Source organism: Desulfovibrio sp. ZJ746 (genome assembly GCF_011039155.1).
Taxonomy (GTDB): domain Bacteria; phylum Desulfobacterota; class Desulfovibrionia; order Desulfovibrionales; family Desulfovibrionaceae; genus Desulfovibrio.
The window spans coordinates 212,746-225,597 of sequence record NZ_JAAKEK010000001.1 but is presented as its reverse complement, the minus strand read 5'-3'; the positions used below and the strand labels follow the sequence as shown (position 1 = coordinate 225,597).

Annotated in this window: 10 protein-coding genes; 3 read left to right on the top strand and 7 right to left on the bottom strand. The window is 69.6% G+C overall.

All coding sequences use genetic code 11. From position 1 onward, the window contains the following. Window positions 1–22: 22 nt before the first annotated feature. From G7Y54_RS01080 to G7Y54_RS01070, 3 genes are all read right to left on the bottom strand, one after another. Window positions 23–3,199: an efflux RND transporter permease subunit gene (locus G7Y54_RS01080; RefSeq protein ID WP_165075899.1), complete on the bottom strand. Its 3,177-nt coding sequence runs from the start codon at window positions 3,197–3,199 to the stop codon at window positions 23–25. A gap of 96 nt (window positions 3,200–3,295) precedes the next feature. Next, window positions 3,296–4,336, bottom strand: coding sequence for a CobD/CbiB family cobalamin biosynthesis protein (locus G7Y54_RS01075; protein ID WP_241159315.1), 1,041 nt, complete (start codon window positions 4,334–4,336; stop codon window positions 3,296–3,298). Continuing rightward, on the bottom strand, window positions 4,333–4,824 hold the full coding sequence (locus G7Y54_RS01070; protein WP_165075896.1) for a tRNA (cytidine(34)-2'-O)-methyltransferase: 492 nt from the start codon (window positions 4,822–4,824) through the stop codon (window positions 4,333–4,335). Before G7Y54_RS01070 ends, G7Y54_RS01075 begins: the two co-directional genes overlap by 4 nt. A 136-nt stretch (window positions 4,825–4,960) precedes the next feature. Between G7Y54_RS01070 and G7Y54_RS01065 the strand changes: the two genes are divergently transcribed. After that, window positions 4,961–5,365 (top strand): hypothetical protein, encoded by a 405-nt coding sequence (locus G7Y54_RS01065; protein ID WP_165075893.1) that lies wholly within the window; start codon window positions 4,961–4,963, stop codon window positions 5,363–5,365. 316 nt (window positions 5,366–5,681) lie between these two features. On the opposite strand, the gene G7Y54_RS01060 is transcribed toward G7Y54_RS01065, so the two are convergent. Genes G7Y54_RS01060 through G7Y54_RS01045 form a run of 4 tightly spaced genes read right to left on the bottom strand, consistent with a single transcriptional unit; the run spans window position 5,682 to window position 11,131 of the window. After that, window positions 5,682–7,454: a hydantoinase/oxoprolinase family protein gene (locus tag G7Y54_RS01060; protein WP_165075889.1), complete on the bottom strand. Its 1,773-nt coding sequence runs from the start codon at window positions 7,452–7,454 to the stop codon at window positions 5,682–5,684. A gap of 31 nt (window positions 7,455–7,485) precedes the next feature. Then, window positions 7,486–9,546: a molecular chaperone gene (locus G7Y54_RS01055; RefSeq protein ID WP_165075886.1), complete on the bottom strand. Its 2,061-nt coding sequence runs from the start codon at window positions 9,544–9,546 to the stop codon at window positions 7,486–7,488. Further along, window positions 9,543–10,733: an adenosine deaminase gene (locus tag G7Y54_RS01050; RefSeq protein WP_165075882.1), complete on the bottom strand. Its 1,191-nt coding sequence runs from the start codon at window positions 10,731–10,733 to the stop codon at window positions 9,543–9,545. The genes G7Y54_RS01055 and G7Y54_RS01050 overlap by 4 nt, the downstream gene beginning before the upstream one ends. Continuing rightward, window positions 10,733–11,131: a CGGC domain-containing protein gene (locus tag G7Y54_RS01045; RefSeq protein WP_165075879.1), complete on the bottom strand. Its 399-nt coding sequence runs from the start codon at window positions 11,129–11,131 to the stop codon at window positions 10,733–10,735. The genes G7Y54_RS01050 and G7Y54_RS01045 overlap by 1 nt, the downstream gene beginning before the upstream one ends. Before the next feature lie 169 nt (window positions 11,132–11,300). On the opposite strand from G7Y54_RS01045, the gene G7Y54_RS01040 reads away from it, so the two are divergent. Both G7Y54_RS01040 and G7Y54_RS01035 read left to right on the top strand, forming a co-directional pair. Then, on the top strand, window positions 11,301–11,831 hold the full coding sequence (locus tag G7Y54_RS01040; protein WP_165075876.1) for a Cd(II)/Pb(II)-responsive transcriptional regulator: 531 nt from the start codon (window positions 11,301–11,303) through the stop codon (window positions 11,829–11,831). A gap of 77 nt (window positions 11,832–11,908) precedes the next feature. Continuing rightward, entirely contained in the window at window positions 11,909–12,829 is a 921-nt protein-coding gene (locus G7Y54_RS01035) for a branched-chain amino acid transaminase (RefSeq protein WP_165075873.1), read from the top strand. Window positions 12,830–12,852 lie beyond the last annotated feature (23 nt).

Here is a 12,852-nt window from a genome sequence, read left to right as displayed (position 1 = left end):
GTAGGTCCGCCGGAGGGCGCTGTCAACGCGCGCCCGCCGCGGCCTCGCCGCCTCCGGAGGCGCGCCCGGCCTGGCCCGAGTGACCCGGGTGGCCCGTGGGGTCCGCGCGGCGCAGGCGCTGCGAAAGCCGCTCCATGTAGTAGTAATAGACCGGCGTGATGTAGAGCGTCACCACCTGCGAGAAGCAGAGCCCGCCCACCACGGCCATGCCGAGCGGGCGGCGCGCGTCCGCCCCGGCGCCGATGCCGATGGCGATGGGCAGCGCCCCCATGAGCGCGGCCATGGTGGTCATCATGATGGGCCTGAAGCGCACGTGGCAGCCCTCGGTGATGGCCGCGAGCGGCGAGATGTCCGGGTCGCGCCGCTGCGCCTCCAGCGCGAAGTCGAGCATCATGATGGCGTTTTTCTTGACGATGCCGAGCAGCATGATGATGCCCACGAAGCCATAGAGGTTGAGCTCCATGCCGAAGATCCAGAGCGTGAAGAGCGCGCCGAAGCCCGCTGCCGGCAGGCCCGAGAGGATGGTCAGCGGGTGGATGAAGCTTTCGTAGAGGATGCCGAGCACGAGATAAATCACCACGATGGCGAGGAAGAGCAGCCAGCCCATGCCCTCGAGGGAGCTCTGGAAGGCCTGGGCCGTGCCCTGGAACTCGGCGGTGACGGAGTCCGGCAGAAGCGGCGCCACGGCGGCGTTGACCGCGGCCACGCCCTCGCTCAGGGCCACGCCGGGCCTCAGGTTGAACGAAACCGTCACCGCCGGGAACTGGCCGTTGTGGTTGACGGCGATGGGCCCCACCCCCGGCTCCATGCTGGCGAGGGTGCTGAGCGGCACCAGGGTGCCGTCCGCCGCGCGCACATAGAGGCGCGACAGCGCGGACGTATCCTGCTGGAAGCGTTTTTCCAGCTCGACAAAGACCTTGTAATCGTTGGTGGGCGCGTAGATGGTGGAGATCTCGCGCGAGCCGTAGGCCGATTGCAGGGCGAGCTCGATCTGCTGCGGCGAGACCCCCAGGGCCGCGGCGCGGTTGCGGTCGATGCGCACGCGCAGTTCCGGGTTCTTGAGCTGGAGGTCGCTGTTCACGTCCTGCAATTGCGGCAGCGCGCGCAGGGCGTTCTCCACCTTTTCCGCGCTGTCGTAGAGCGCCTCGATGTCCGGGCCGAACATGGTGTACTGATAGAGCGCCTTGGCCGCGCGGCCGCCGATATTGATGGCCGGGGGCACGCGCACGAAGACCCTAAGCCCCGGCGAGACGTTGAGCTCGCGCCTCAGGCGCTGGGCCACGTCCTCGATGGGTTCGCGCTCGCTCGGCGGCTTGAGGGCCATGAGCAGGTTGCCGTTGTTGATGCTCTGGCTCGAGCCCACGATGCCCACCACGGAATTGAACATGGCGAGCGCCGGCTCCTTCTCGAGGATGGGGTCGAGCTTGTGCTGCGCCTCCACCATGCCCTCGTAGGAGATGCCCTGCTCCGCCTCGGTGCTCGCCACGAGGAAGCTCATGTCCTCGGAGGGCAAAAAGCCCTTGGGCACGAGGATGGCGAGCCACGCGGTCAGCCCCAGCAGCACGAAAGACGCCAGCAGCGTGGCGAAACGGTGCCCGAGCACAAAGTCCAGCGAGCGCGCGTAGCCGTGCGCCAGCGCGTCGAACATGCGCTCGAGCTTGCCGTACAGGCCTTCGTAGCCCGCCTTGTGGCCGCCGCCGGCCTTGAGGAAATAGGCGCAGAGCATGGGCGTGAGCGTGAGCGACACCACGCCGGAGCACAGGATGGCCGTGATGATGACCACGGCGAATTCGCGGAAGAGCCGGCCCACGATGCCGCCCATGAAGAGCACGGGGATGAACACCGCCGCCAGCGAGACGGTCATGGAAACGATGGTGAAGCCGATCTCGGCCGAGCCGTCGTAGGCCGCCTGGAGCGGGCTCTTGCCCATCTCCTGGTGGCGCACGATGTTCTCGAGCATGACGATGGCGTCGTCCACCACGAAACCCACGGCCAGCGTCAGGGCCATGAGCGAGAGGTTGTCGAGGCTGTAGCCCATGACCGCCATGACCGCGAAGGTGGAAATGACCGACATGGGCAGCGCCAAGGACGGGATGATGGTAGCCGGCAGGTTGCGCAGAAAGAGGAAGATGACGAGCACCACGAGGAAGACCGTGAGCACCAGCGTGAACTTCACGTCCGCCACGGATTCGCGGATGGATTCGGCGCGGTCGTTGAAGATCACCAAGTTGACCGAGGGCGGGAGCTGCCGCTCGAGGCTCGGCAGGATCTTCCTGATGGAGTCCACCACCTGCACGGTGTTGGCGCCGGGCTGGCGCTCGATGCCGAGCATGATGCCCACGTCCTCGGCGCCGCCCCAGGCGAGCTGCTTGTCCTGCTGCACGCTATCCACCACGGTGCCGATCTCGCGCAGGCGCACGGGCGCGCCGTTGCGGTAGGCCACCACGGTCTCCTCGAAGGCCTTGGCGTCGAAAAGCTGGCCAGAGGACTTGATGGCCACGCTTCTCTGCGCGCCCTCGAGGCTGCCCGTGGGCAGCATGGAATTGGCCGCTGCCACGGCGTCCGCCACCTCGTCGATGCCGAGGCCGCGCGTGGCGAGGGCGTCCGGGTCGAGCTGCACGCGCACCGCATATTTCTTCTGGCCGAACACGAGCACCTGCGCCACACCCTCCACCATGGAAAGGCGCTGGCCGATGAGCGTGTCCGCATATTCGTTGAGCTGGTAGAGCGGGAGCGTCTTGGAGGTCAGGCGCAGGAACAGGATGGGGAAGTCCGCCGGGTTCACCTTGCGGAAGCTCGGCGGCGTGGTCATGCTTGTGGGCAGGCGTCGCTGCGCGAGGCCGATGGCCGATTGCACGTCGAGGGCCGCGGCGTCGATGTCGCGGTCAAGGGCGAACTGGATGGTGATGCGCGTGCGGCCCGTGGCGTTGATGGAAGAAATGGAGTCAATGCCCGCGATGGTGAAGAATTCCTTTTCCAGCGGCGTGGCGACAGAGGCGGCCATGGTCTCCGGGTCCGCGCCGGGGAGGTCGGCGAGCACGGAAATGGTGGGGAAGTCCACATTGGGGAGCTGGTTCACCGGCAGCGAGCGGTAGCCCGTGATGCCGAAGAACAGCATGCCGAGCATGAGCAGCACCGTCGCCACCGGGCGGCGGATGAAGATGGCCGCGATGTTCGCGCTGTGGTGGTTCTGTTCCATCCTGTACTCTGGCCTTTGGTCCGGCTCTCGCAGTCCCGCTTTGCAAGGGAACCTTATCCCTAGCACGGGACCGCGCCCGCCCGCAAGCGCGGCGCCTCAGAAAAGAAGTCGCATGCCGAGGCACGCGAGCCAGAGCGCGAGGGCGCCGCACACCGCCCCCCACTGCTCGAGGGCGATCAAGGCCCGGATGCGGGCGGCATCCCAGGGGGCGGCGTCCCGCTCCGGGGGCCCGAGCCAGGGCTTGACCACGAGCTCGCCGAAATAGACGGAAGGCCCGGCCATGCGGCCAGCGCACAGCCACGCGCAGGCCGTCATGGACCAGCCGGAATTGGGGCTCGGCATGCCCTTCGCCTGCCGAGCGACCACGGAGAGCCCGGGCCAGGAGCCGCGCCACGCGCGCCGGGAAGGGATAGGGCGCGCCGCGGCGTCCGCCAGGCGCAGGGCAAGCACGGAAAGCCGGGCGGGCACGAAAGCCAGCGCGTCGTCGGCGCGCGCCGGCGCCCAGCCGAGCCAGCGCCAGCGCGTGTTGAGATAGCCCCACATGGAATCGCCCGTGCTCACGGCCTTGTAGACCCACAGGCCCACAGGCCCGCCCACGAGCAGCCAGAACCACGGCGCGAGAAAGGCGTCCGTGAAATTTTCCGAAAGCGTGTCGGCCAGCGTCTTGCGGAGCATGAGCCGCTCAAGGGCGCTCACGTCGCGGCTCACCAGTCGGGAGAGCGCCGCGCGCGCCTCCGGGAGGGGCGCCTCCTCCACCGCTTCCGCCACTTCGCGCCCGATGCTCACGAGCGAGCCCATGGCGAGGCCGGCCCAGGCCAGATAGAGCGCCAGGAGCCCCCCCGCCGCCGGCAGCGAGACCAGCAGCCACACGGCCGCGCCCGTGCCCGCGCAGAGCAGGAGGAGCGCCATCGCGCCCGCCAGCAGGAGCCGCAAGGGCGCGCGCGGCCCCGCACCGCCGAAACGGCGCGCCGGGCCTTCCAGCCGGGAGAGGCACTTGCCCACAAGGCACACGGGATGCGGCCACGGCAAGGCCGGGTCCCCGAACATGAGGTCGAGCGCAAGAGCGCAGGGCGCGAGCCACCAGCACTCCCAGGCCGACCACGGCAGGACGGCCCACGCGGGGAAGAAGCCGCTCACGGCCGTGCCTGTCCCGGGCCGATGAGGCCGCTTGCCGTGAGGGCCGTGAAGAGCACGATGCCCGCGGCGGTGGAGAGGTTGAGGCTGCGCACCCCGCCCTCCTCCATGCTGCGCACGGGGATGCGCACCCGCCACGGCGAAGCGGCGAAGAGGCTGTCGGGCAGGCCCCGCGTTTCGCGACCGAAGATGAGGGCGTCTTCCGGCTGGAAGGCGAAATCCTGCAACGGAGTGGCCTTGCGCTTGGCCGTGGTCAGGATCCAGCGCTCAAGCCGGCTGCGGCCCGGGCGGTGCGCGAAGGCGCCCCAGCCGGGCCAGACGAAAAGGCGCACATGCGGCCAGTAATCGAGGCCCGCGCGCTTGAGGTAGCGATCTTCCAGCGAGAAGCCGAGCCTGCCCACGAGGTGCAATTCCACGCCGAAGCCCGCGCAGAGGCGCGCCACATTGCCCGTATTGGGCGGGATCTCCGGCTCAAACAGGACTACGCGCAACTGTCCTCCCCATGGCTTAGCGCTTTTTCCGCAGCAATATTGACAAGAAAGAGCCGCCCCTGTAGCGTTGGATACATGGAAAGAGGCGGCCTGCCCTTGCAATGGCGCCGCCCTGCAACAGAAAAAGGCTTCGCCCATGCCGTCGGCACCACTGTCCAGCCCCTCCATGCGCCCGCGCTTTTTGCTGACCTGCGGCGTCAGCACGGTTTTGGCCGTGCTGCTGCTCGTGTCCGGCGGCCGCTCTACGCCCTTGCCGCGCTTGGGCTGCGACCGGCTGCCTTCGGTCACGGCCGGGGCGCTCGCCGTGGGCTCCGCCGTGGTGGTGACCCTGCGCCAGGCGAGCAAGCAGCGCCAGCGCCATGCCTTCGCCCATCTCCATGCGGCGGGCACGGCCCTGAGCGCCCGGCCTCGGCTGCCGCATCCGCCTGTCTTTTTTGCCGCCCTTGCGCCCCAGCGACCTGATCTGCCTCCAAGGCGCCATCTGCGCGGCATGCTGCCCCTTTCCCAGGCTCCGCCCCGCGCCGTGGGCGCCACTCTCTGAATCCCGGGGATACTTCCACCACCGGCCGTCCCCTGCGGGCGGCGCGGCAGCCCTGCGCCAGTCGGCGGTCTACGCGAGTAGCGGTCTTGGCCGGCGCCCGGCGTGCCTCATACCTCAAAGGAGCCAACCATGGATCTCGATACCACCGTTCTCGTCATCTGCGCCGGATTCCTGCTCTTCGCCATCATCGTCGGCCTTATCGGCATGAAGATGAGCGACGACCATTAAGCCCCCGGCAAGCCCGTAGGCCACAAGTGAGCCGCGCCCGGCCTCCCATGCGGAAGCCGGGCGCTTTTCCTTCCCCGAAAAACGCCGCTCAGGCCCCGGCGGACAGGCGCCCGGAAATGCCGGGCCGCACCTGGCAGGCCACGCGCATGTCGCGTGAGCCACGGCCGCCATCATCGAGGGTGGCGAAGAGGTCCGCCTCCACCACTTCCACGGCCGCGTCGGTGACGCCCTCGGCGGCAAGCCGCTCCTCGAGCAGTTCCCGCGTGCGGTCCGCCACCGACTCGAGCGTCGCATGGCGGCCGAGGCGTTCGTGCAGGTCGAGCGCCGGTACGCTGTAAACGCCCCGCCCGCTGTCCGCATAGGCTTCCAGCACGGCCGTCGGCACGGCGAGGCCCGCCCCGATGGCGTTGGCGACCTCGGCATGCGGCGGGATGGCGACCGGGAGCGCCAGCGCCTCTTCGAGATACGGGCGCACGCTCGCCGCCGGGCCGCCCACAAGGCAGGCCCGCACAGGCCGCGCCTCGCGCACGGCCCTGAGCGCCGCCAAGGTATAGATGGGCCGTGCATTGACGCCTTCAACCAGCGCATAGGCCGCGCGCGCCACCTGGCCGCAGGCGTCCTCCACGGCGAGGCGCGCCAGCTGGGCGCCCCCGCCCGGCGCAAGCACGATCCCGAGCGACGCCGCGAGAGCTTCCATGCCCGCGCGGGAGGCGGCGCCGTCCCCGCACATGCCGCCCGCCTGCGCGAGCACGTTGAGCGCGTCGAGCAGGGTGGGCCGCTCGCCGCCGAAGGCCATGGCCGGCCCTTCGCGCAAGGGGCCCACATGCACGGCGAGGGCGCCGTCCTGCGTCCTTTCCGGCCTGAGTTGTGAATCCCCGCCCACGCCGATGGAAATCGCCGCCAGCGCCCGCACCAAAGTGCGCCGCCCCATGAGCAGCATGCCGTCCCTGTCCACCACGGGCGAGCCCTCGTAAAAGAGCGCAAGGTCGGTGGTGGTGCCCCCCATGTCGAGCAAAAGCGAGCAGCCCTCGGCGGCGTCGGGCCAGAGCGCCATGACGCCCATGACGCTGGCCGCCGGCCCGGAAAGGATGGACTGCACGGGCTCGCGGCGCGAAAAGGCCAAGGTCGCCGCGCCGCCGTCGGCCTTCAGCAGGCGCACGGGCGCCCGCACGCCGGCATCGGCGAGCGCCGCTTCCACGGCGTCGAGAAATTCGCCCGTGAGCCGCGCCACTGCGGCATTGTAGTAGGCCGTGGCGATGCGCCGCGGGAAGTTGAGCCGTCCGGAAAGGCTGTGCCCGAGCGTCACGGGAAGGCCCGAGGCTGCCCCGGCCACTTCGCCCATCTTCTGTTCCTGCGCCGGGTTGCGCGGCGAGAACTTGCCCACGCAGGCCACGGCGGCGACGCCCTCCCCGGGCCAGCGGGCCGCGGTCTCGGCGAGCGTCTCGGTAAAGAGGGGCGCCACCTCCACCCCGCGGTGGTCGAGGCCCCCGGGCACGATGCACACATGCTCGCCCAGGGTGAAATGCACCGGGTCGAGCCCGGGCCCGGCGGAAAGCGCCAGGCCCACCTTGTCCGCCCTGCCCTGCACCAGCGCGTTCACGGCCAGCGTGGTGCCGAGGGTGGCGCGCTCCACGCGGCCGAGCAAGGCCGGCCCGTCGAGGCCGGCTTCCGCCAGCGCCGCCGTGAGCGCCGCGAGCACCGTGCGCACGGTGCCGGGCAAATCCTCATGGCGCGTGCTGACCTTGGCCGAGGCCAGCAGGCGCGCCTGCGGCAGCCCGGCCGCTGCTTCCGGCAGCGCCAGCAGCGCCGCGTCCGTATGCGTCCCCCCGGCGTCGATGCCGAGGACGAGAGTTTCCTTCATTCTGCTTCCCTGCCCGCGTTTCGGCAAAAATTCAATGCTGGCAGCGCACCTGGTTGAGCACGGAGAGGCGGCCGAGCATGGATTCCAGCGCATGCCGGAGGCGCCGCTCCATCCCGTCGGAAATATCCGCCTGCACTTCGGCAAAGGCCTCGTTGAGGGCCTTTTCGATATAGGCCGAATTTTTCTCCACGATCTTGCGGCGGTTGCTCTCGTTGAGGAGAAAGCCGGGCAGCTTGCGCTTTTCCAGAAAGCCGGGCGCGGCCCGGCCGAGCAGCCATGCGCCCCCGAAGGCCACGCCGCCGCCGAGCACCGTGGACACCGGCTCGCCCGTATGCGCGATGGCGCCGGCCGCCGCGGTGCCGGCCAGCAGGGGCAAAACCGCCGTCAGGGTGAAGCGCATGATATTGAGCGAATCCAGCCGCGAGAGCCGGACGCTCAGGCCCTTGAAAAAGTCCGCGCTGATGGCCTGCGCCGGCACCTCGAAGCGCGGCACGAGCAGCACGCCGTTTTCCCGAAGCCACGCGCGGAAGCGCAGGGAGAGGTCGCGCTGAAGCTCCGCGCGCAGGGCGTCGCTTTTTTCGCGCACGATGTCGAGCAGGGCCGTGTCCTCGCGGATATTGCGCTCAAAGGCGGCTTCGAGCTCAGCCACCGTGGTGGGCGCGCCTTGCGCCGCCTCGAGGGCGGGCATGATGTCCCGCTCCACCATGCGTTGCGTGCAGCGGCGCGCCAGCGCCCGGCCGCTCTTTTCCACCAGCGCCCGCGCGGCCGTGGCGGCCTCGGCCGCGAATGCGGGGAGCTGTTCCTTGAGCAGGCGCTCCACGCGCTCGCGAGAGGCCGCGAGCACCGGATAGAGCGCGAGCCCGTAGGCTATGTCCTCATAGGTGCGCCGGCTCATGGCGCAGGAGGCGGCGGGGAAGAGCTCCTCCACCAGGGCGCGCACGAAGAACCAGCGGCTGCTGCCGCCGGTGAGGAGCACGCGGCCCACCTCGCGCCGGCCTTCAAGGCCGCCCAGAAGCTCGCGCAACCACGAGACGAGGCCGATGCTCCGCCCCCCCAGCAAGTCGCGCGCGGGCCCGCTCAGGCCGCCGCGCCCCGCATACTGGGCGAGCATGGCGAGCATCTGCGGCGAGGCCGCATAATTTTCCGCGTCGCGGATGAAGTCCTCGCGGCTGTAGTCATGCACCCAGGCGTCGCGCCGGCTGCCTTCGGCGTCATACCACACGGCGTGCAGGCTCACGCCGGCCTCCTGCGCGGGCGCGGCAGGGTCAGCCGCGGTTTCCCCCCCCGGCGCGAGCGCGCCTGCCTCGGCGCTCATGGCCTTGGAAAAGCGCTCCTTTTCCGTCTTGCATTCGATCCAGTGGAAAAAATAGGCATAGGCCGAGCCCGCAAGCCCGGGCGCGAGCTCCGGCACGCGGCGGCAAAAGGCCTGGTAGATGAGGTCGTCGAAGAGGCGCCCCCCATAGAGCGGGTCGCCGCCGTTGGCGAGGGCGTCCACGCCGTCGAGCACCGTATAGTCGCAGGTGCCCCCGCCGAAATCGAGGATAACGGCCCGCCGCTCGAGGTCGTCGATGTCCAGCGCGCCGGACTGGAGTGAGGAGATGAGCGCCGCGTCCGACTCGCGCACGAAGACCGGCGCGGGCCAGCCGGCCGCCGCAAAGCAGCGGCCGAGATTGAGGCTGAAATCCTCCCTCGTGAGCGAGGGGATGCCCACATAGAGCTTGGTGCCATCGGGCGGCGCGCCCCCGGGAAGCGCCTCCCCGAGCAGGCGCAAAAAATCCATCATCCAGCGCAGGGCCTCGGCGCCGCCGTGGGCGAGCTCCGGCTTGAACTGGGTGCGGAGCACGCGGCCCGGCTTCGGGTTGGCGTAGCACTCGCTTTCGGCCATGTTGCCGATGAGGATGGGGCGGTCATCCTCATAAAGCACGGCGGTCGCCATGCTGCCCGCGGCGTCGCTCACCCCGGGCACGACCACGGCCTCGGGCCGCGAGGCGCGGTCCATGCTGCCGGCGAAGAGATAGGTGTTGCTCGTGCCGAGATCCATGCCGAGGATGCGGCCCGCGCCCTCCTGCGCCGCCTTCGTCCCCCCGCTCATGGCCGGGCTCCCCGCTGTATGGGCGCAGTGTCGGGCGCGCGCTGCACAAGGCCGCGCGTAACACCCGAGGGCGTGCGCATGGCGCGCCGGAGGATGCGGCAGCGGTCGCCCTCACGCACGAGGCCCACGGTGTCATAGAGTTCCGCATCGCGCCCCGGCTGCCAGACGAGCCAGTCCTCACCCGTGCTTTCCGGCGTATAGCCCGCGGCCGCAAGCCGCTGCAGGAGGAAGCGGCGGGCGTCGGGGTCGAGCCCGTCGAGCATGCCGAGCATGTCCCGGGCAAGCGCGTCGCCCGCGCGGCGCGGGGCCTCGCCATCGGCGGCTTCGTCCAGCCGGTCCCTGAGCTCGGCGAGCGCCGCGTCGCGGCTTTCCACCTCGCCGAGCACGAAGGCCGCAAGGCGCAGGCAGCCCTCGGCCTGCTCGCGCAGGGAATGGCGGAAGGCCGTCATGTCCAGCGCGGTGATCTTTTTGGAGAGGAAGACGAGCACGAAGAAGGCGCCGAAAAGCAGCCACGACACCTTGAAAATATTGGGCAGCCGCCCCACGCCGAAGATGGCCTGGCGGATGCTGCCCCACGAGGTCAGGCGCAGCATGCCCGACATGGCGCTCATGGCGAAACGCCCCAAGGCTCCCATGCCGAGCAGGGCGAGCACGGTGTGCCGCGCGCGGGGATTGGCGGAGAGGTATTCCGACAGCCAGAACATGGCCCACACGCCGAAGGCCCGCAGGATGTCACCGCCAAGCCCGAGCCAGCCGAGCACCGTGGAGGCGAGGCCGCCCAAAAACCAGCCGAAGACGGCCATGCCGGCCATGGCCCCGAGGGAGGAACGCTTCTGGTACAGGGCCTCAGTGCTGAAATCCGGGAGCGCGCGGGCCAGGTCCCACACGAGGTCGGCATGGGGGAGGCCCGGGGGGACTTCCCCTCTATCGTCCACAGCCGGCGCAGCTTCGTTGCCCTTTTCTTCCGCCCGCGCGGGCGCCTCGCCGCGGTCGGCGAGCTCCACGAGCGCGAGCTTGAGGTCGTGGAGCACGCGCGCGTGCGCCGCGTAATCCTTGGGCGCGGCGGCGATGGCGTCCGCTGCCTCGTCGGCGAGACGGGAAGCCACGGAAAGCTCGCCTGGCGGGAGATCCACCAGCGGGGCCGGGGCGGCGGACACTGCTTCGGGGGCGGGTGCGGATTTCGCCATCACGCCTCCCGGGGCGCGCCGCAGCAGCCGGGCGCGGAGGCTGCGGGCGCCTTCTTTTTCGCCGGCGCGTGCGTGTACGCAAAAATGGGCACGTCATCGCCCACCGCCGCCCTGACCACTTTGGCGAGCCTGGCCGCAAAGGGGCAGGCGTAGTCGATGGGCGTGCCCTTGGTGATGCACGAGGCGAGCGCGATGGCCTGTGCCCCCCGGCGCAGCATCATGGCCGCCCGCAGGCCGGCTTTTTTGCCCGGGCAGCCGCCGCAGGTGGTCACCCCCACAAGCTCGAGCCCGCCCTCCACATCGGCGAAGGCGTCCTTTTTTTTGCGCATGGCGTCCAGGCAGCGCGTGGCCGGGCACAGTTCCTCGGTCTGCATGCAGCGAATGAGGCCGATCTTCATGCGTTCACCTCCGGGGCGGCCGCGTCAGGGCGCGCTCCAGCCCGCATTCTCGCACGGCGCCGCCCCCCTTGCAAGCGGCGCGCCCGGCAGGCCCGGCACATTGACTTTCGCGCCGGGCGTGCCCACTCTCCTTCAGATGATGCAAGGACGCTGCCGCGAGGAGTGAGCCATGAAGATGAAAATCGGCGAACTGGCCAAGCTGGCCGGCTGCCCGGTGGTGACCATCCGCTTTTATGAAAAGGAGGGCCTGCTCGCGCGGCCCGAGCGCAGCGAGGGCAATTACCGCCTCTACGGCGAGGCGGACCTCGAGCGCCTGCGCTTCGTCATGCACTGCCGGCGCCACGGCATGAAGCTCGCCGAGATCCGCGAGCTGCTCGCCTTCCGCGACAGGCCGGCGCGCGACTGCGCCTGGGTGCACCAGCTGGTGGACGAGCACATCGCCAATGTGGAGGCCCAGATCGCGGGGCTCGAACACCTCAAGGCCGAGCTCACGGCCCTGCGCGACGCCTCGGCCCACGGCCCGGGCTGCGGAGCCGGCTGCGGCATCCTCGCGAGCCTCAGCGCCGCCGATTCGTGCCCATATTGCGAGGATCTTCGTTGCCGCGCAGGTCAGGCCGCTGACAAGGACAGCGGCCCCGAAAGCCTCGCATCCGCCCCGGCGGCGCCCGCGCCGCTTGCCAAGCCCCGCGCTTTTAAGTAGCATCTCTCCCTTGCGCGGCCGCGCGGGCTTTCGCCCGCCAACCGCACGCGCCAAATGCGCCCAGCGCGAGGACAGCCATGCAGACAACGCACTTCATCTGGTTCGACGGCAAGCTGGTTCCCTGGGATCAGGCCCAGGTTCACGTGCTCACCCACTCCCTGCACTACGGGAGCGCCATTTTCGAGGGCATCCGCGCCTATGCCTGCGTGGACGGCACCTCGGCGGTCTTCCGCCTGGGCGACCACTGCAAGCGCATGCTCAATTCCGCCAAGATCCTGCGCATGAAGCTGCCCTACACCGCCGACCAGCTGGCCGACGCCTGTATCGAGACGCTGGTGGCCAACAAGCTGCCCGCGGGCTATATCCGGCCGCTCTCCTTCGTGGGCTATGGCGAGATGGGCGTCTATCCGGGCAACAATCCCATCCAGACCATCATCGCCGTGTGGCCGTGGGGCGCCTATCTGGGCCCCGAGGCGCTGGAGAAGGGCATCCGCATCAAGACGAGCAGCTTCGCCAGGAGCCATGTGAACACGAGCATGTCCAAGGCCAAGGCCGCGGGCAACTACATCAACTCCATCCTCGCCAAGATCGAGGCCAAGGAGGACGGCTACGACGAGGCCGTCATGCTCGACACCAACGGCTTCGTTTCCGAAGCCACGGGCGAGAACATCTTCATCGTGCGCGACGGCATCATCAAGACCACGCCCCTCACCTCCATCCTCGGCGGCATCACGCGCAATTCCGTCATCACCGTGGCGCGCGACATGGGCTATACCGTGAAGGAAGAGCAGTTCACCCGCGACGAGCTCTACACCGCGGACGAGGCCTTCTTCACCGGCACGGCCGCCGAGATCACGCCCATCCGCGAGGTGGACCACCGCCAGATCGGCGCGGGCCACGCCGGCCCCGTGACCAAGCGCCTCCAGAAGGAGTTTTTCGCCATCGCCACCGGCGAGAACCCCAAATACGCCGACTGGCTGACGCATTACACGTTCTAGGCAGGCCGGTTGCCCCGGCGGAG